General features: G+C 38.9%; 14 protein-coding genes, 1 pseudogene and 1 riboswitch. Of the genes and pseudogenes, 13 read left to right on the top strand and 2 right to left on the bottom strand.

Going from position 1 to position 16,611, the window contains the following annotated elements:
- The first annotated feature begins 12 nt into the window (after positions 1 to 12).
- From SLH51_RS04125 to SLH51_RS04160, 8 genes and pseudogenes are all read left to right on the top strand, one after another.
- Positions 13 to 1,695, top strand: a pseudogene (locus SLH51_RS04125) (AMP-binding protein).
- Positions 1,696 to 1,795: 100 nt separating this feature from the next.
- Positions 1,796 to 2,380: a TetR/AcrR family transcriptional regulator gene (locus SLH51_RS04130; protein WP_335959326.1), complete on the top strand. Its 585-nt coding sequence runs from the start codon at positions 1,796 to 1,798 to the stop codon at positions 2,378 to 2,380.
- 23 nt (positions 2,381 to 2,403) lie between these two features.
- Positions 2,404 to 3,174, top strand: a complete 771-nt coding sequence (locus SLH51_RS04135; RefSeq protein WP_335959328.1) for an enoyl-CoA hydratase — start codon at positions 2,404 to 2,406, stop codon at positions 3,172 to 3,174.
- A gap of 46 nt (positions 3,175 to 3,220) precedes the next feature.
- Positions 3,221 to 3,991, top strand: coding sequence for an electron transfer flavoprotein subunit beta/FixA family protein (locus tag SLH51_RS04140; RefSeq protein WP_335959330.1), 771 nt, complete (start codon positions 3,221 to 3,223; stop codon positions 3,989 to 3,991).
- Between the two features lie 270 nt (positions 3,992 to 4,261).
- On the top strand, positions 4,262 to 5,239 hold the full coding sequence (locus tag SLH51_RS04145; protein ID WP_335959332.1) for an electron transfer flavoprotein subunit alpha/FixB family protein: 978 nt from the start codon (positions 4,262 to 4,264) through the stop codon (positions 5,237 to 5,239).
- A 270-nt stretch (positions 5,240 to 5,509) separates the two neighbouring features.
- Positions 5,510 to 5,824, top strand: a complete 315-nt coding sequence (gene trxA / locus SLH51_RS04150; protein WP_332689662.1) for a thioredoxin — start codon at positions 5,510 to 5,512, stop codon at positions 5,822 to 5,824.
- Between the two features lie 138 nt (positions 5,825 to 5,962).
- Entirely contained in the window at positions 5,963 to 7,738 is a 1,776-nt protein-coding gene (uvrC, locus tag SLH51_RS04155; protein ID WP_335959333.1) for an excinuclease ABC subunit UvrC, read from the top strand.
- A gap of 303 nt (positions 7,739 to 8,041) precedes the next feature.
- Positions 8,042 to 8,228, top strand: a riboswitch (Lysine riboswitch).
- Positions 8,229 to 8,347: 119 nt separating this feature from the next.
- Positions 8,348 to 9,586, top strand: a complete 1,239-nt coding sequence (locus tag SLH51_RS04160; RefSeq protein ID WP_335959335.1) for an aspartate kinase — start codon at positions 8,348 to 8,350, stop codon at positions 9,584 to 9,586.
- Between the two features lie 302 nt (positions 9,587 to 9,888).
- Here the strand turns inward: SLH51_RS04160 and SLH51_RS04165 are convergent, their stop codons facing one another.
- Positions 9,889 to 10,281 carry a YslB family protein gene (locus SLH51_RS04165; protein ID WP_335959336.1) on the bottom strand — a complete coding sequence of 131 codons (393 nt, stop codon included), beginning with the start codon at positions 10,279 to 10,281 and terminating at the stop codon, positions 9,889 to 9,891.
- Positions 10,282 to 10,658: 377 nt separating this feature from the next.
- Here SLH51_RS04165 and SLH51_RS04170 point away from each other — a divergent pair, with 377 nt between their 5' ends.
- From SLH51_RS04170 to SLH51_RS04190, 5 genes are all read left to right on the top strand, one after another.
- The gene (locus SLH51_RS04170; RefSeq protein ID WP_335959337.1) at positions 10,659 to 12,008 is read left to right on the top strand and encodes a TrkH family potassium uptake protein; all 1,350 of its coding nucleotides are present in this window, start codon (positions 10,659 to 10,661) and stop codon (positions 12,006 to 12,008) included.
- Between the two features lie 278 nt (positions 12,009 to 12,286).
- Positions 12,287 to 12,916, top strand: coding sequence for a succinate dehydrogenase cytochrome b558 subunit (locus SLH51_RS04175; RefSeq protein WP_335959339.1), 630 nt, complete (start codon positions 12,287 to 12,289; stop codon positions 12,914 to 12,916).
- A gap of 13 nt (positions 12,917 to 12,929) precedes the next feature.
- The gene (sdhA, locus tag SLH51_RS04180; protein ID WP_335959341.1) at positions 12,930 to 14,699 is read left to right on the top strand and encodes a succinate dehydrogenase flavoprotein subunit; all 1,770 of its coding nucleotides are present in this window, start codon (positions 12,930 to 12,932) and stop codon (positions 14,697 to 14,699) included.
- Positions 14,696 to 15,445, top strand: coding sequence for a succinate dehydrogenase iron-sulfur subunit (gene sdhB / locus SLH51_RS04185; RefSeq protein ID WP_335959342.1), 750 nt, complete (start codon positions 14,696 to 14,698; stop codon positions 15,443 to 15,445). Before sdhA ends, sdhB begins: the two co-directional genes overlap by 4 nt.
- A 68-nt stretch (positions 15,446 to 15,513) precedes the next feature.
- Positions 15,514 to 15,969, top strand: coding sequence for an acyl-CoA thioesterase (locus SLH51_RS04190; RefSeq protein WP_335959343.1), 456 nt, complete (start codon positions 15,514 to 15,516; stop codon positions 15,967 to 15,969).
- Between the two features lie 199 nt (positions 15,970 to 16,168).
- Here SLH51_RS04190 and SLH51_RS04195 read toward each other — a convergent pair whose 3' ends face one another.
- Positions 16,169 to 16,393, bottom strand: coding sequence for a helix-turn-helix domain-containing protein (locus SLH51_RS04195; RefSeq protein ID WP_210595076.1), 225 nt, complete (start codon positions 16,391 to 16,393; stop codon positions 16,169 to 16,171).
- Positions 16,394 to 16,611: the final 218 nt, after the last annotated feature.

Raw genomic sequence — 16,611 nt, forward strand, 5'->3', positions numbered from 1 at the left:
GAGGGTATTTGTTTGATTAATGTAATTGAGAAACGGTGGATAACACATTATCATGATAAAATTCCAACTACAATTGAATACCCAGCAGTAGGTTTACATGAATTGGTAGAGGAAGCTGCCAAACGTTTTCCGAATCATTTGGCCCTTGAATTCTTAGGGAAATCACTAACGTATCAGGAATTTGATCAATCTGTCAGACGGTTTTCAAACAATCTGCAATTATTAGGTTTGAAAAAAGGGGATCGAGTAGCTATTATGCTACCAAACTGTCCTCAAGGAGTAATTGCTTATTTTGCAACATTAATGGCAGGAGGAGTTGTTGTTCAAACAAACCCTTTGTATGTGGAAAGAGAAATCGAGCATCAATTAGTTGATTCAGGTGCAAAGATGATGATTTGTCTTGATTTATTGTATTCGAAAGTGATGAAAGTAAAGAATTCAACTGTACTCGAACACATTCTTGTAACCGCTATCAAAGATTACCTCCCCTTTCCAAAAAATTTGCTTTATCCATTTATTCAAAAAAAGAACACGGGGATGAAAATCAACGTCGAGTATAATGAAACGACACATCTATTTGTAAAGCTAGTCAGTACTGGGGTAGATAAAAGGCCAACTGTTCAGATTGACCCAAAAGAAGATTTAGCTCTCTTGCAGTATACAGGTGGGACAACAGGAGTGGCAAAAGGAGTGATGCTAACTCATGAAAATGTCATTGCAAACACTCTTCAAACACGCCATTGGATGTACAAAATGGAAGAAGGAAAAGAAAGAGCTCTTGCAGTGCTTCCTTTCTTTCACGTCTATGGCATGACAGCATGTATGAATTTAAATTTAATCATGGGGAATACATTGTACATAGTTCCTCGCTTTGAACCGAAACAAGTATTAAAGATTATCGAGGAAAAGAAAATTACGTCTTTCCCAGGTGCGCCGACTATGTATATCGGATTAATTAATCATCCAGATATTACAAACTATAACTTATCTTCAATTAAAACATGCATAAGCGGCTCGGCATCGCTGCCATTTGAAATACAGGAGCGATTTGAGGAGCTTACAGGAGGGAAGCTAGTCGAAGGGTATGGTTTAACTGAAGCTGCTCCAGTTACTCATTGTAATTTGGTTTGAGGAGAGCGGAGGAAAGCGAGCATTGGTTTGCCTTGGCCAGATACAGACGCTATCATTTTGTCGATGGATTCAGGAGAACCTGCAAAAGTAGGCGTAGTAGGCGAATTGGCCGTACGAGGTCCTCAAGTCATGAAGGGCTATTGGAATCGTCCAGAAGAAACAGATGCCGTTATGAAAGATAATTGGCTCTTAACTGGTGATATGGGATATATGGATGAAGATGGTTTCTTTTATATTGTCGATCGTAAAAAAGATATGATAATAGCTGGAGGATTCAACATTTATCCTCGTGAAATTGAGGAGGTGCTCTATAACCATTCAGACGTACAAGAAGCCGTTGCTATAGGCATTCCAGATGAATACCGTGGAGAGACAGTGAAGGTATTTATTGTGAAAAAAGAAGGGGCTAGTTTGACAGAAGAGCAATTAAATGCCTATTGTCGGAAATATCTAGCGGCTTACAAAGTCCCGCGTAAGTATGAGTTTAGAAAGGAACTACCGAAAACGATGGTAGGGAAGATTTTAAAAAGAGTGTTAGTTGAAGAAGAAAAGAAATTAGGGTGAATTTTTCTAATATTTAAGGTAGGTCATTGACAGTCTCATTCTTTTTAACTAAAATAAAAGGTATGAATGAATATTCATTCATTGAAAAGGAGAGACGACAGTGGGAAAGAAAAAAGGACCTAAATACAACCAGATTATAGAAGCAGCTGTGAAAGTGATTGCTAATCATGGGTACCATCAAGCACAAGTATCAAAAATTGCTAAAGAGGCTGGAGTGGCTGATGGGACCATCTACTTATATTTTGAGAACAAAGAAGATATATTGACATCGTTATTTGAAGAGAAAATGGGTGATTTCGTTCGTAAAATTCGTGACCGCATGACTCCAAACTTATCGATCGAGGAAAAATTTTTACTTTTAATCACGATGCACTTTGAACAGCTCCAAGCAGACAAACACCTTGCGATTGTCACACAGCTTGAATTACGCCAGTCAAATACAGAGCTTCGTCAGAAGATTAATGAGATTTTAAAAGATTACCTGCTATTGCTAGAAGAATTATTAACGGAAGGAAAAAGCAGCGGCTATTTCCAAGCAGATCTTGATAATCGTCTAGCTCGTCAAATGGTTTTTGGTACATTAGATGAGGTTGTGACAAATTGGGTAATGAAAGATTGTAAATATAATTTAGAATCATCAGCGAAACCAGTACACAAAATGCTCATGCGTGGGTTTCGTGCATAACGATTGGGAGAGGAGCGAAGAATGTGCAATTTTTCACTGTGAAAGTTGAAGAAAGGGTTGCTGTCATTACGTTAGAAAAGCCGCCAGCAAATGCTCTTTCAAGTGCTGTCCTAATAGAACTTGATCAAGTACTTTCTGAATTGGAAGGCAATGAAGACGTTCACGTTCTCTTATTATATGGCAAAGGACGATTTTTTGCAGCCGGGGCTGACATTAAAGAATTTACAAGTGTGAAAAATGGAGCAGAATTCGCAAAGATGGCACGAAATGGTCAACAATTGTTTGATCGAATCGAAGAATTTCAGAAACCAATTATAGCTTGCATACACGGAGCAGCTTTGGGAGGTGGGTTAGAGCTTGCGATGGCATGTCATATGAGACTAGCAACGGAGGATGCTAAGCTTGGGTTACCAGAACTTCAACTCGGTCTAATCCCAGGTTTTTCTGGAAGTCAACGCCTCCCTCATCTTGTTGGAACAGCTAAAGCGACAGAAATGCTGTTAACGAGCGATCCGATTACCGGTTCTGAAGCGAAAATGGTTGGGCTTGTTAATCAAGTTTATTCCGAGGATGTTCTCTTAGAAGAAGCCAAAAAGCTTGCAAAGAAAATTGCTGAGAAAAGCAGAGAATCTGTTAAGGCTACCCTTGAACTATTACGTTACAATTATCCACGATCCCATAAAGAGGGTTCGATTCGTGAAGCCGAGTTATTCGGTCAAGTATTTGATTCTCCTGATGGAAAGGAAGGAATTGCTGCCTTTATTGAAAAGCGTTCACCAACATTTAATAAGTAAGAAATGTCTAGTACATTGAACATTACTTTTATTAGGAGGGACGAATATGAATATATTTGTCATGATGAAACGCACTTTTGATACAGAAGAGAAGATTACAATTAGTGGTGATCGAATTGATGATAGCGGAGCAGAGTTTATTATCAATCCATACGATGAATACGCAATTGAAGAAGCAATTGTACTACGTGATAAACATGGTGGAGAGGTTACAGTTATTACAGTTGGAGAAGAAGAAGCTGAGAAAGAGCTTCGCACAGCACTAGCAATGGGAGCTGATAAAGCTGTTTTAATTGATAGTGAAGAGGTAGATGAGCTCGATCAATATACAACAGCAACTCTTCTTGCAACTTATTTAAAAGATCAAGAATTGGACATTGTGTTAGCTGGAAATGTCGCTGTTGATGGTGGATCTGGTCAAGTTGGACCTAGAGTGGCAGAACTGTTAGCCATTCCACAAGTAACCACGATTACAAAGGTAGAAGTTCAAGGTAGAGTCGCTACGATTCGAAGAGATGTAGAGGGCGATGAGGAAACGATTGAAGTTGAACTTCCTGTGTTATTGACGGCTCAACAAGGGTTAAATGAACCGAGGTATCCGTCTTTGCCAGGGATAATGAAGGCGAAGAAAAAGCCATTAGAAAGGTTAGATTTAGATGACCTTGATCTAGAAGAAGATGATGTAGAAGCCAAAACAACAACAGTGGAAATCTTCTTGCCTCCTGAAAAGCAAGCTGGAAAGATTCTCAAAGGTGATGCAGCAACTCAAGTAAAAGCGCTTGTCTCATTACTTAAAACTGAAGCGAAAGTAATATAAGAGATTTATCCAAAAGGGCGTTTTTCCCTTTTGGATAAATCAGAGACCGCAATGAGCGAAGCCGCTGCAAGGTTTTAAGTCTACTATGAGTGATTTTCTCATAGTAAACGTGCAGCGAGTGAAGCCATTGCCTAAATTTCTCAGTGAGAAATTATTCGAAAATCAAGAAGGGCGTTTTTCCCTTTTGGATAAATCAGAGACCGCAATAAGCGAAGCGCTGGATAATTAGTAACAATGGGCTTTATACACATATAAATAGGAGGGGTATTCATGGCTAAAAAAATAGTGGTCGTCGGGGAAGTTCGAGATGGAGAATTACGGAATGTTTCATTTGAAGCGATTGCAGCTGGTAAGACAGTGGCTGACGGTGGGGAAGTTGTCGGTGTCTTGTTAGGTGAAAATGTAAGCGGTTTATCTGAAACACTGATTCACTATGGAGCTGATCGTGTCGTTGTGGTCAATCATAAAGACTTAAAAAGTTATACGACTGATGCGTATCAACAAGCATTGTTGCAAGTATTCGATGTAGAAAATCCTGAAGTGGTTATACTTGGACATACCGCTATAGGAAAAGATGTTACGCCTCGTCTTGCGATGAAAGCTAACGCAGGTTTGATATCAGATGCTGTTGCAATTGAAGTAGAAGCTGGTAAACCTATATTTACTAGGCCTATTTACTCGGGGAAAGCTTTTGAAAAGAAGAAAGTAAATGAAGGAGTAGTGTTTGCGACAATTCGTCCAAACAACATAGCAGCACTTGACATAGATCCTTCTCGCAGCGGCGATGTCTCTACTTTGACAGTTGATATAAAGGACCTTAGAACGACGATACGTGATGTTGTTCGTAAAGCAACGGGTGGTGTTGACTTATCAGAAGCCAACGTCATTGTAGCTGGAGGGCGTGGTGTAAAGAGCAAAGAAGGATTTGGACCCCTAAAAGAACTCGCAGACCTACTAGGTGGTGCTGTTGGAGCCTCGCGTGGAGCTTGTGATGCCGACTACTGCGATTATGGACTTCAAATTGGTCAAACAGGGAAAGTTGTTACTCCTGACCTATATTTTGCGATTGGTATTTCAGGCGCTATTCAGCACTTAGCAGGAATGTCGAATTCGAAGGTCATTGTTGCCATTAATAAAGACCCAGAAGCGCCGATCTTTGAAGTGGCTGATTATGGTATCGTTGGAGACTTGTTTGAAATTGTCCCGATATTAACGCAAGAATTAAAAAACAGCTTAGTATCAAACTAATAACTGTCAAGGAGGAGGTGAAGACCTTCTCTTTTTCATTGCCGCCTATTAATCACAGGCGAATGACAAAGAGGCAATAGGGGAAAGTATGAAAGGTAGAAATGTAAGAAGTGTCGACACACTTTTAAATAAAACTACACGTAACTAAAGATATTTCCAAGCTTTTTTAAGGGAGATTCGAATTTTCTCAAGCAACTTATTCGCCAGCAGGAAAACTGTTTGGTATAATCGTTTTGAATTCAAAAAGTAAAACATGAGGAGGCTATAAATATGGCGATCGTAAAAGTAACTGATCAAACATTCGCATCTGAAACTAGTGAAGGTGTTGTACTTGCAGATTTCTGGGCACCGTGGTGCGGACCTTGTAAAATGATTGCTCCAGTCCTTGAAGAGTTAGATTCTGAAATGGGCGATAAAGTAAAAATTGCTAAACTTGATGTAGATGAAAATCAAGAAACAGCTGGAAAGTACAGCGTTATGAGTATCCCCACACTTCTTGTTTTTAAAGATGGTCAAGTGGTTGATCAAGTTGTTGGTTTCCAACCAAAAGAAGCATTAGCTGAACTGCTTAATAAACATCTATAAAAGGCTTTTAAACGTAAACTAAGATAAGGAACTGCTTTCTCTTTGAGGAAGTAGTTTTTTTGTTTTACTACTTCCAGTTTTTCTGACTTGCATTTCAAGCTCTTTTGGATAAACAATAGAAAGAGAGGTGGAAATGGGATGAGCCAGATTAAAGAGAAATTATTAATTCTTCCAGATCAGCCTGGCTGCTATTTAATGAAGGATCGCCAGGGTACGATCATCTATGTAGGAAAAGCAAAAGTATTGAAAAACCGAGTTCGGTCTTATTTTACAGGATCACATGATGGCAAGACACAGCGTCTTGTTAGTGAAATTGCCGACTTTGAATATATTGTTACATCGTCAAACATTGAAGCGTTAATTCTAGAAATGAATTTAATAAAAAAGCACGATCCGAAGTACAATGTCATGTTAAAAGATGATAAATCATACCCCTATCTAAAAATTACGAATGAAGACCACCCGAGACTTATTACAACAAGACAAGTAAAGAAAGATGGAGGCAAGTATTTTGGACCTTATCCAAATGCAGGGGCTGCTAATGAGACAAAGAAGCTCCTTGATCGTCTTTATCCATTAAGGAAATGTCGAACACTCCCCGATAAAGTATGTCTCTATTATCACATTGGTCAGTGTTTAGCACCATGTGTGGCTGAGGTTTCGAAAGAGCAGAATCAAGTGTTGGTTCAAGAGATAACGAAATTTCTTCGTTCTGGTCATGATGAAATTAAAGGACAGCTTACTGAGAAAATGATGAAAGCTGCTGAAGAAATGAATTTTGAGCGTGCAAAGGAAATTCGTGATACGCTTCAACATATGGATACGGTCATTCAGAAGCAAAAAATGATGATTGGTGATCTCGTTGATCGTGATGTATTCGGATTTTCGTACGATAAAGGCTGGATGTGTGTTCAAGTGTTCTTTATTCGACAAGGGAAATTGATTGAACGCGATGTTTCGATTTTTCCTTTTTATAAAGATGCCCCAGAAGACTTAATGACGTTTATAGGGCAATTTTATATGAAAAAAGAACATATTAAACCGACAGAAATTATACTACCAGATGATGTAGACTTGGAATTGATGGAACAATTATTAGAAGTGAGGGCACATCACCCGAAACGAGGAAAGAAAAAAGAGTTACTTGATCTTGCGAATCAAAATGCTGCGATTGCATTGAAAGACAAATTTTCGTTAATTGAACGAGATGAAGAAAGAACGATTAAAGCAGTTGAACGGTTAGGAGAAGCAATGGGTATTGCTACTCCTTATCGAGTCGAAGCGTTTGATAACTCGAATATACAAGGAACAGACCCAGTTTCAGCAATGGTTTCATTTGTTGATGGTAAACCAAGTAGAAAAGATTATCGGAAATACAAAATAAAATCAGTAGAAGGCCCAGATGATTATGGATCGATGCGTGAAGTGATTCGACGGCGTTATGTTCGGCTGTTAAAGGAGTCTCTCCCTTTACCTGATCTCATTGTTATTGATGGTGGAAAAGGGCAAATTGCAGTCGCCCAAGAAGTGATTGCCGATGAACTTGGTTTATCAATTCCAGTTTGTGGACTAGCAAAAGATGAAAAGCATCGAACATCACAATTGTTGATGGGAGATCCGCCTGTACTCGTACCACTTAAACGTGACAGTCATGAATTTTATTTGCTGCAACGAATTCAAGATGAAGTGCACCGATTTGCAATTACGTTTCATCGACAAACTCGCAGTAAGACATTTTTCAAATCAGCGCTCGATGATATTCCTGGAGTTGGAGAAAAGCGAAAACGTCAGCTTTTAAAACACTTTGGATCAGTGAAAAAAATAAAAGAAGCGACGGTTGAAGATTTAACACAGCTTGCGATTCCAGAAAAAGTAGCAGAGACGATTATTGAGACGTTAAAAGAAAAAGGGTAAAAGTTATAACAAAAAGGGAAAAATCGGAGGCCGCTGAAAAGGTAAAAAGCAACCTTTTTTAGTGGCCTTAAAGGTCGTCCCTTTAATCATAAAGAGTGCGAACCTGCGGCAATGGCTCCACACGCCGTGCGCCTTTTGAGAAAAGCGCTCAAAAGGCTTAAAAGATAACGTCGGCTCCGCACATTGCTTCGATTTATAAACAAAAAGGAAAGGTCGTCCCTTTTTGTTTATAAATCTCTCTTGCGTGTTTTTAAATCCTTTGCTAAAATGTAAATCAATTGAATATGCCACACTTCAAATGAAGTGATTGGTAGAGGAGCGAAGACTAAGAGTACACTTTCGGAGGTATGAGAACCGTTGATGAAAGTTGAAAGGGGAATTCGCCGAAGTGCAAGAACAGTCTCATCTTTCTTGTGCTGGACCTATGTTGAAGAAGCATAGGGCTGTCACATGCCTACACCCAATTGGTATGTGGAGAACTATCTCACGAGAGAACAAGGGAGCAGTGTGGTACCGGACTGGTATGACTAGCAACAGTGAGGGGTTTTCCTTATTGTTGCTTTTTTGCATTCCATTATCCCCGTGAGGAATAAGGAGAGGACGCGGAAAATGGCAAGGATAGTACAGAAATATGGCGGAACATCAGTAGGATCAGTAGAGAGAATCAAGCATGTGGCATCAAGAGTGGAACAGTCTGTTAAAGAGGGCCATGAACTTATTGTTGTCGTATCTGCAATGGGGAAATCAACGGATGAACTTGTATCATTAGCAAATCAAATTACCGGCACCCCGAGTAAGAGAGAAATGGATATGCTTCTTTCAACAGGAGAGCAAGTTACGATCTCTTTATTAACAATGGCGCTTCATGAGTGTGGAATTGAAGCTGTTTCATTGACGGGATGGCAAGCTGGCATGGTAACGGAAGCGAGTCATGGCAATGCAAGAATTTCATCTATTAACAATGAACGAGTAGAAGCAGAGCTTGCTAAAGGAAAAGTAGTTATTGTAGCAGGCTTTCAAGGCATAAGTGAGAATAGTGAAATTACAACGCTCGGACGCGGGGGCTCAGATACAACTGCAGTCGCTCTAGCTGCTTCATTAAAAGCTAGTCGCTGTGATATTTATACAGATGTAACAGGGGTATTTACCACTGATCCACGTTATGTGAAGAAAGCAAGAAAATTACACTCTATTTCATACGATGAAATGTTAGAGATGGCGAACCTTGGTGCGGGAGTGTTGCATCCGCGTGCAGTGGAATTTGCGAAAAATTATAAAGTGCCACTAATGGTGGCATCGAGTATGGAAGAAGTTTGTGGTACGTTAATCGAGGAGGAAGTTTCAATGGAACAAAATTTGGTCGTACGTGGTATTGCATTTGAGAATGATGTGACGAAAGTGACAGTGAGGGGCTTACCAAACCGCATTGATACATTACCAAAATTATTTACGAAGCTATCAGAAAATCAAGTGAATGTTGATATTATCATTCAAAATCAATATGATGATGAGCACGTAAACATCTCATTTTCGATTACACAAAGCTCCTTAAAGGAGACACTTGTAGTTTTAGAAAAGTCAAAAGATAATTTACAATTTGCCGATGTTTCTTTTGAGGAAGGACTTGCTAAGGTTTCAATCATTGGTTCAGGTATGGTCTCTAACCCTGGTGTCGCTGCAAAAATGTTTGAAGTACTTGCACAGAATGATGTATTCGTAAAAATGGTGAGTACGTCAGAGATAAAAGTGTCTGTTGTTGTGAAAGAAGTAGACATGGTTCTTGCAGTGGAAATGCTTCATGAGCATTTTCAATTAGCAGGAGAAGTACGAGAGGTTGTTACAGTTTAACCTTATGCCAAAACTGTCAGCCCCTTTTGGTAATGAGATAGACGAAAAGGTTCGATGCCTTTTCGTCTATATTTTTGCTTGATAAGAAATGCTCCGAGGTTTGCGTTTGTTTTTTAGGTAAGAAAATAATAAGTGTGAATAATGATTTAAACGGTGAAGGTTTGTTCAAAGAGGTCTTTTTTGTTACTCGAAGTAGGACAATAGCCCTGCGATGCGTGCTTCTTTGGAGAAGAGCACACCTAAACGATTTAAGTCATAGTTCTACACATTGCTTCAAAAGAAAGCCGCATCGTTTTTCTTATTCAAACGGTGTCTTTTTTGTCTGTTTCGACTTTGATAAGGATTGTGCCTTTTTTTTCGGTATATGTCGCACCAGAGATACACTTGTTCCAAGTTTCCACTTGTTGGGCTAGGAAACCGGCTTCTAGCTGGTAACAACGTTGATCCGATTTGTTCATCCATGGACCACTAAGTTCAAAAAGTTGCTCTTGTTTCTTTTCTTTAAGTCTTGAGAGTGTTCCCCAATTCGCTTCTTCAAAAAAAGTGATTAGTTCTTCCACTGTCAAAACCGGGTATTTACGTGCAAGAGACTTTCCAACCCAATAAAGAATCGTATCATGGTCTTTACCTAGTAAATCTTTTAACACATCGTTGCGAATTAAATCATATCCAAATAGTTTTGTTTCTACTTCCATCGGGTGATGCACCTCTTCCATCCTCTTGTTAGTAATGACTAGTTCGTATGTCAAGTGATTTAACGTTATGTAGCCAATGGAGAAATTGGCGTAATATTAACGAATAAAATAGGGTCTGTTGTTTGCTTGTAAGAAACAATTGCGTGCTGCTTCTCTTATAGTTTTGATCATAAACGATGTTGCAATAGCGTACAAGCAAAATTAACAATCATCAATTTACGATAAGGAGAAAAGAAGATCAAATTAGGTAAGCTGTGATGTGAAAAGATTATCAGGAGGTGACTTTAGGACCTTGGAATTCATTTCCTTGTGATTCTAGCCTTGCTGTTTCTTAAATGATATACTTAAGCGCGAATGAACACGGAGGTACGTATCACATGAAATCAGGTCTAAATCAATTCCTTTCCCCATTTAGGGTTATTATTATCGCCTATATTATTGCAATGTTTGTCTTTAGCATATTGTTATATTTACCAATCTCTCATCTGCCAGGGGTAGATGTTTCGTATTCAGAGGCTTTATTTACATCTGTTAGTGCGGTAAGTGTTACCGGATTAACGGTTGTCAATGTTCCTGAAACATACAGTTACATAGGAATTATCTTTCTTGCATTGGCCATTCAACTAGGTGGAATTGGAATTATGACAATGGGGACGTTTGTATGGATGCTATTTGGTCGAAAAATTAACCTTTCGCAACGCATGCTTATAATGGTTGACCAAAATCAAAATACGTTTTCAGGTCTTGTTAATTTGATGCGAGGAATTTTATTTGTCGCTTTGATCATTGAATTAGTTGGTGCGCTTATACTTGGCACTTATTTTATCCGTTATTTTGATACGGTTGGACAAGCTTATTACCAAGGAGCGTTTGCATCATTAAGTGCATTTACGAATGCTGGGTTTGATGTGACAGGGGAATCCCTTCTTCCGTTTGTAAATGATTATTACGTGCAGTTTGTTGTCATTTTGTTGATTTTTGCTGGGGCAATTGGGTTCCCAGTTTTATTAGAACTAAGAGAGTACTTCTCAAAAAGAAATAATAATTTTAAGTTTAGTTTGTTTACGAAAATTACAACAACGACTTATTTTGCCGTGTTTATTATCGGTATTATCGGTATATGGGCGTTAGAGACTGGACATTATTACATTGGGTTAGAATGGCACCAGCAATTGTTTTATTCCGTATTTAATTCGGCAACAGCTAGAAGTGGTGGGCTTGCGATTATGGATGTTTCAGAATTAAATATTGGAACCTTGCTTTTTATTTCTGGACTTATGATTATTGGAGCAAGTCCTTCTAGTGTAGGTGGAGGAATACGAACGACTACCGTTGCTGTCATGTTTTTAACGATTCGTAGTTTTGCGCTAGGGAAAGACGATGTAAAAGTTTTTGGGAGAGAAATACACCCTGAGGATCGACAAAAAGCATTTATTGTTCTATCGGTATTCCTAATCATGCTATTTGCGGCTGTCACATTGATAGCTGCCTTTGAAGGGAGAAGTCAAATCAGTTTAATCTCTATTATCTTTGAAACAGCTTCAGCGTTTGGAACATGTGGTTTGTCAATGGGGATTACGCCTAATCTGTCATTTCCAAGTCAGTTCGTACTAATGATTCTTATGTTTATTGGACGAGTTGGATTAATAGCATTTTTATTCTCAATTAGAAAAAGGGAAACAAAAACACATTTCAAATATCCAACGGAAAGAATTATTATTGGATAAATTCACTAAAATATCTCAAAAGCCCTCATGGAAGGGCTTTTTTCTCTATCTGAAACCTTGAAGATTTGTATACGTTTTCTTGACGAGGGTACATGATGGGGGTACAATAAATTTGTCGGATTTTTTTCACAGAAACTTACTAAAAGTTTCATAATATTGTTACTTTCCAATTTTCTTTTAATTTAAAATTGGAAGGTTACAATATAATAAAAAAGATAGAAAAAAATCATAGTGTTAAAAAGTTTGGAAGGACAAAACATTTGTGGGGGGAAAAAAGTATGGCTGGTAATCGAGAGTATTTCAATCGTAAGTTACATTCATTGCTAGGTGTGATTCCAATCGGAATATTTTTAATTCAACACTTAGTAGTAAACCATTTTGCAACAAGAGGAGCAAGCGCATTTAATCAAGCTTCTCACTTCATGGAAAGTTTGCCTTTCCGTTATGCACTAGAAATTTTTATTATTTTTATCCCAATACTTTATCACGCAATATACGGTCTTTATATTGCTTTCCAGGCAAAAAACAATACAAGTCGTTATGGCTTCTTCCGTAACTGGATGTTTGTATTACAACGTATTTCTGGTGTAGTTCTATTAATATTCATTGCTTGGCATGTATGGGAAACAAGAATTGCCGCAGCTTTTGGGGCAGAAGTGAACTACGACATGATGGCTGATATTTTCAGCAATCCATTTATGATTGCATTTTATATTGTTGGTGTAGTTGCTGCAACGTTTCACTTTGCCAATGGTCTTTGGTCATTTGCAGTTTCATGGGGAATTACAGTGACACCTCGTTCACAACAAATTGCAACATATGTAACGATCGCGGTTTTCTTTGTATTAACATTCATTGGTATTAGAGCTATTCTAGCATTCGTTAATCCAGACTTAGCAAACATTTAAGGAGTGGGTCAATATGAGTAAAGGAAGAATTATTGTTGTCGGAGGCGGACTAGCTGGTCTGATGGCGACAATTAAAGCAGCAGAAAAAGGTGTACCCGTTGATCTATTCTCATTAGTTCCTGTAAAACGTTCGCACTCGGTTTGTGCACAGGGTGGAATTAATGGAGCGGTTAACACGAAAGGGGAAGGTGACTCTCCTTGGGAACACTTTGATGATACAGTTTATGGAGGGGATTTCTTAGCAAACCAACCTCCAGTAAAAGCAATGACAGAAGCGGCACCGGGAATCATTCACTTAATGGATCGTATGGGTGTTATGTTTAACCGTACACCAGAAGGTTTACTAGATTTCCGTCGTTTTGGTGGAACGCAACATCACCGTACAGCATTTGCAGGTGCAACAACAGGTCAGCAATTATTATATGCTCTTGATGAGCAAGTTCGTCGCCACGAAGTAAGTGGTCTTGTTACCAAGTACGAAGGCTGGGAATTCACTTCAGCGATCGTAGATGATGAGGGAACCTGTCGTGGAATTACAGCACAAGATTTGAAATCATCAGAGATCCGTAGCTTCCAAGGTGATGCAGTTATTATGGCTACTGGAGGACCTGGAATTATCTTTGGTAAGTCTACTAACTCCGTAATTAATACAGGCTATGCCGCAGCGAAGTTATATCAACAAGGGGTTCACTATGCAAATGGAGAATTTATTCAAATTCATCCAACCGCGATTCCTGGTGACGATAAACTTCGTCTAATGAGTGAATCTGCACGTGGTGAAGGTGGACGAGTATGGACGTATAAAGATGGTAAGCCTTGGTACTTCTTAGAAGAAAAGTATCCAGCTTACGGAAATCTAGTTCCTCGTGACATCGCTACACGTGAAATCTTTGATGTGTGTGTTGAGCAAAAGCTTGGAATTAACGGTGAGAACATGGTTTACCTTGACCTTTCTCATAAAGATCCAAAAGAACTTGATATCAAACTAGGTGGAATTATTGAAATCTATGAAAAATTCATGGGTGATGATCCTCGTAAAGTGCCTATGAAAATTTTCCCTGCTGTTCACTATTCTATGGGTGGTATGTGGATCGATTATGATCAAATGACGAACATCCCTGGATTGTTCGCAGCCGGAGAGTGTGATTATTCACAACATGGAGGAAATAGATTAGGAGCAAACTCACTTCTATCAGCTATTTATGGTGGAATGGTGGCAGGTCCTAAAGCGGTTGAATACATGAATGGCTTAGACAAAACAGCGGATGCTATGCCTACTTCTTTATTTGAGAATGAAGCAAAGAAAGAGCAGCAAGCTTATGATGATATCATGAAGATGGATGGAAAAGAAAATGCTTACATTCTTCACAAAGAACTAGGTGAATGGATGACAGATAATGTAACGGTAGTTCGTTACAATGATAAGCTACAAAAAACGGATGAGAAAATCCAAGAATTAATGGAACGCTTTAAAAACATTAATATCAATGATACAGCGAAGTGGAGCAACCAAGGTGCCTCATTCACTCGTCAGCTAGACGGAATGTTAAGTTTGGCACGTGTGATCACGCTTGGAGCTTACAACCGAAATGAAAGCCGTGGAGCTCATTATAAGCCTGATTTCCCAGAGCGTAATGATGAAGAGTTCTTGAAGACAACGAAGGCTACATTTAACCCAGCGAAAAATGGCCCTGACTTTTCATGGGAAGAGGTTGATACGTCACTTATTAAGCCTCGTAAACGTGACTACTCACAAAAAAAGCAAGGAGCTGCTAAATCATGAGTGAAAAAACAATTAAATTCAATGTAACACGTCAAGATGACCCGAATAGTGCTCCTTATGTTGAGGAGTTTGAGGTACCGTACCGTCAAAATATGAACGTCATTTCTGCATTAATGGAGTTCCGTCGTAACCCTGTTAATACAAAAGGGGAACAAACAACTCCAGTTGCCTGGGACATGAATTGTTTAGAAGAAGTTTGTGGGGCTTGTTCAATGGTTATTAACGGTAAGCCTCGTCAATCTTGTACGGCGCTAGTTGACCAGCTTGAGCAGCCGATTCGTCTTGAGCCTATGAAAACTTTTCCTGTCGTTCGAGATTTAATGGTTGATCGCAGCCGTATGTTTGATTCGCTAAAAAAGGTAAAAGCGTGGATTCCTATCGATGGAACGTATGATCTTGGACCTGGTCCACGTATGGCAGAAACGAAGCGTCAATGGGCGTACGAACTTTCAAAATGTATGACATGTGGTGTATGTCTAGAGGCGTGTCCAAATGTTAATAGCAAAGCTGACTTTATCGGACCAGCACCGCTTTCACAAGTTCGTTTGTTTAATGCTCATCCAACAGGTGAAATGAACAAAGAAGAACGTTTAGAGACTATTATGGGTGAAGGTGGACTGGCTAACTGTGGAAACTCACAAAACTGTGTACAGTCTTGCCCTAAAGGGATTCCACTTACAACGTCAATTGCAGCATTAAACCGCTCAACGACTTTACAATCATTTAAAAACTTTTTCGGTGCGTAAGATAGGGGTCTGGTCTCTTAGAGATCAGGCTCTTTCTTCTTACTAGTAAGAGAAGGATGTGGTTTGAAATGAAGATACCCTCATATATAGAGAATATAAATGAGTGGAAAGAAAAATTTATTTTTTCGATTCCAGTGAAAGTGAGATTCTCTGAAACAGACGCTTTTGGCCATGTAAATAATACAAGCGCCTTTGTTTACTTTGAAGAGGCGAGAATGGAGTTTTTTAAACATCTCGGTTTCATGCAAAAATGGGCTTCTGTTAGGTATGAGACGATGATTGTCGTAGCAGATTTGCAGTGTGATTACATCAAACAAATGACGTTTGATCAGAAATTATCAGTATCAATTCATATCAATCATATTAGCCGTTCTTCCCTTGATTTACATTATATGGTTGTGAATGAAAATGCTGAATTTTGTTTGACAGGAAGAGGGACGGTTGTCCAAATAAGCAAAAATACAGGTCGTTCGATTCCGTGGGATGATGAGATGAAAATGGTTTTAGAAAAAGAATTAGAATAGAAGAAAGAAGGTGACTGCATCTTTCTGACCTCCACTATGCAATAATAGAGAGTGTATCGACTAATTTCTATTGCATGGCACGTGAGGTCAGTAAAGGATAATGAATTAATTATCAAAAAGATGAGTCACCTTCATTCTAAATATGATACGACTAAAACTTAGGTGAAACAACGAAATAATGCTGAGATTTTTAGCGTACCTATATTTCAAGTTCTCCTAGTCTTATTAATTCGATTACCGCTTGAGAGCGCCCCTTGACTCCCAGCTTCTGCATCGTATTAGAGATGTGATTTCGTACGGTTTTCTCACTTATGAAAAGTTCTTGTGCAATATCACGCGTTGTCTTGTCTTGGACAAGAAGTTCGAAAACTTCGCGTTCCCTTTTCGTAAGCAAAGGTTTAGGTCCGAATTCTGCTCCTTTCAATGAGTTCACTCCTTCTTGCTCGGGCTGAGAGCGATGTGGGGACTCAGTCCCACGATTGAAGGGTTTTAGTCTCGATAGTATATGTGTAGAACTATAACTACGTGTTTTATTTCGAGGATTATTATTAACTTCTTGCATATATCCACTTTGGTCTACTTATGATTGCTTTTCAAACATGATTACGAATTAATGAAAAAATAAACACAAAACGTTTATGA

The sequence above is a fragment of the Halalkalibacter kiskunsagensis genome, assembly GCF_037027555.1.
In the GTDB taxonomy this organism is placed as follows: Bacteria; Bacillota; Bacilli; order Bacillales; family Bacillaceae_D; genus Halalkalibacter; species Halalkalibacter kiskunsagensis.

Coding starts and splice junctions, on each gene's coding strand:
- SLH51_RS04140 (WP_335959330.1), top strand. CDS start 3,221: ATGAATATATTTGTCATGATGAAACGCACTTTTGATACAGAAGAGAAG.
- SLH51_RS04145 (WP_335959332.1), top strand. CDS start 4,262: ATGGCTAAAAAAATAGTGGTCGTCGGGGAAGTTCGAGATGGAGAATTA.
- trxA (WP_332689662.1), top strand. CDS start 5,510: ATGGCGATCGTAAAAGTAACTGATCAAACATTCGCATCTGAAACTAGT.
- uvrC (WP_335959333.1), top strand. CDS start 5,963: ATGAGCCAGATTAAAGAGAAATTATTAATTCTTCCAGATCAGCCTGGC.
- SLH51_RS04160 (WP_335959335.1), top strand. CDS start 8,348: ATGGCAAGGATAGTACAGAAATATGGCGGAACATCAGTAGGATCAGTA.
- SLH51_RS04165 (WP_335959336.1), bottom strand. CDS start 10,281: ATGGAAGTAGAAACAAAACTATTTGGATATGATTTAATTCGCAACGAT.
- SLH51_RS04170 (WP_335959337.1), top strand. CDS start 10,659: ATGAAATCAGGTCTAAATCAATTCCTTTCCCCATTTAGGGTTATTATT.
- SLH51_RS04175 (WP_335959339.1), top strand. CDS start 12,287: ATGGCTGGTAATCGAGAGTATTTCAATCGTAAGTTACATTCATTGCTA.
- sdhA (WP_335959341.1), top strand. CDS start 12,930: ATGAGTAAAGGAAGAATTATTGTTGTCGGAGGCGGACTAGCTGGTCTG.
- sdhB (WP_335959342.1), top strand. CDS start 14,696: ATGAGTGAAAAAACAATTAAATTCAATGTAACACGTCAAGATGACCCG.
- SLH51_RS04190 (WP_335959343.1), top strand. CDS start 15,514: ATGAAGATACCCTCATATATAGAGAATATAAATGAGTGGAAAGAAAAA.